The 1,417-nt window shown below is 66.4% G+C and carries 2 protein-coding genes; both read right to left on the minus strand.

From position 1 onward, the window contains the following. Positions 1 to 14: 14 nt before the first annotated feature. On the minus strand, positions 15 to 584 hold the full coding sequence (locus ABT245_RS45885; protein WP_351747116.1) for an ATP-binding protein: 570 nt from the start codon (positions 582 to 584) through the stop codon (positions 15 to 17). Further along, positions 581 to 1,288, minus strand: a complete 708-nt coding sequence (locus ABT245_RS45890) for a hypothetical protein (protein ID WP_351747118.1) — start codon at positions 1,286 to 1,288, stop codon at positions 581 to 583. The genes ABT245_RS45885 and ABT245_RS45890 overlap by 4 nt, the downstream gene beginning before the upstream one ends. Positions 1,289 to 1,417: the final 129 nt, after the last annotated feature.

Genomic DNA, 1,417 nt, shown 5'->3' on the forward strand with positions numbered 1-1,417 from the left:
GACAGTCGCGTGGATCAACGAGCCGCGATCCGAGGCAGAACCCCAGAAACAGAACTCATAGCATCAAACTGTCTCATTTGACTTGACAGCTTCCGCAGCGGGACGATCCCGTCCTCCGGGACAGACAGGCGTGTGCCGGCCAAGCGGTCCACGTCGGGGCACGCCAACACGAGCGCCGAGGCGACCTCCCCGTTCTCCAGGTCGAGACGGAACCCCAGGGGCTGCCCCGCCACCACGACATCGAGATCCAGGTGGCTCAACCAGTGCCGCACCCCAGTCTGAAGCTCCCGCGGGGCGCCACGCAGGCACCACGTCACCAGTTCCAGGACGCTGGTCTTGCCCCGGAGGTTGGAAGCCACCAGCGCGGTCACGCCGTCGTTGAACCTGATGGTGGAATCGAACTTCCCCGGCGCGACCGCCCCCGTCCGCAGGCCGGTGACCCGAAGCCTCCGCAGCCGAAGTGCCCTGGGCCGCGCTGGTGTACTGACCAGCGGTAGACCGTAGGTCGCGAACACGCTGCGGACTTCGTCCTCGGTTGTCTCGGCCAGGGCCCGCGACTCCAGCGATGTGGCGGCTTCCATCACGCCGCCCCCGCCCCGGATGCGGCCGCCGAACGCCGGAACTCGGCGAGCCGCGTGCGGGCTCGCGCGCTGACCGAACCGATCCGCTTCCCGCGCTCTGCCTGCGCGTACTCATGCTGCAGATACTGTCGTGCCTTCAACCCGCTTCCCCCCAACCCATCCGCCAGGTCGATCACCAGGCGGACCCGTTCGACGTAGTACGCGAATTCCGGTGCCTGCCCCACGATGTCGCGCGCCACCGTCCGTCCTTGCCCGAGCAGGAAGTAGTCGTGCTGGCGGATCCGATTGACCGTGCCGCGGCGGCGAACTGCGATCAGCCCGGCACTGCGCAACACCGCCAACGCGTCGTCGAGCGGCTCATAGGCGCCGAAGTGGTGTCGCAACATCGGGTAGCGGCGTACCTCCGGCTCCTCGGAGTCCAAGATCCTGGCTGCGTGATCGAGCAGCGGCGGTTCGGCGCTGCTCTCGTAGTCGTTGAGCAACTCGTCAGCCAGGTAGTCCGGGTTGCGCAGCCAGAAGTCCAGCTTCTGCAGCCGGACCTGGGAACGGACCACCCCCACCGCGCTCTGCAGTCGAAGATCGTCCAGATCCGCGCTGTTTGCTGGCTCGGATGCGCCGTCCAGGAGAAGCAGCACCCGAACGGCGTCCTGCTCCCGGCTTGTCACCGGCCTCTCGTCCCCTTGAGCGGCAGCCTCATCGTGATCCACCTGCGTCAGCGTAGCGAAGCGTATCTGGATACGTGGGTGTGTCAACTTAACGGCTGATCTTGGTTGTTGAGGTGTCAGTTGTTGCTCGGGGTCAGGCGGCCCTCGAAGGCGATCTGGAACGCGTTCAGG

It is taken from the genome of Streptomyces sp. NPDC001508 (assembly GCF_040298665.1).
In the GTDB taxonomy this organism is placed as follows: Bacteria; Actinomycetota; Actinomycetes; order Streptomycetales; family Streptomycetaceae; genus Streptomyces.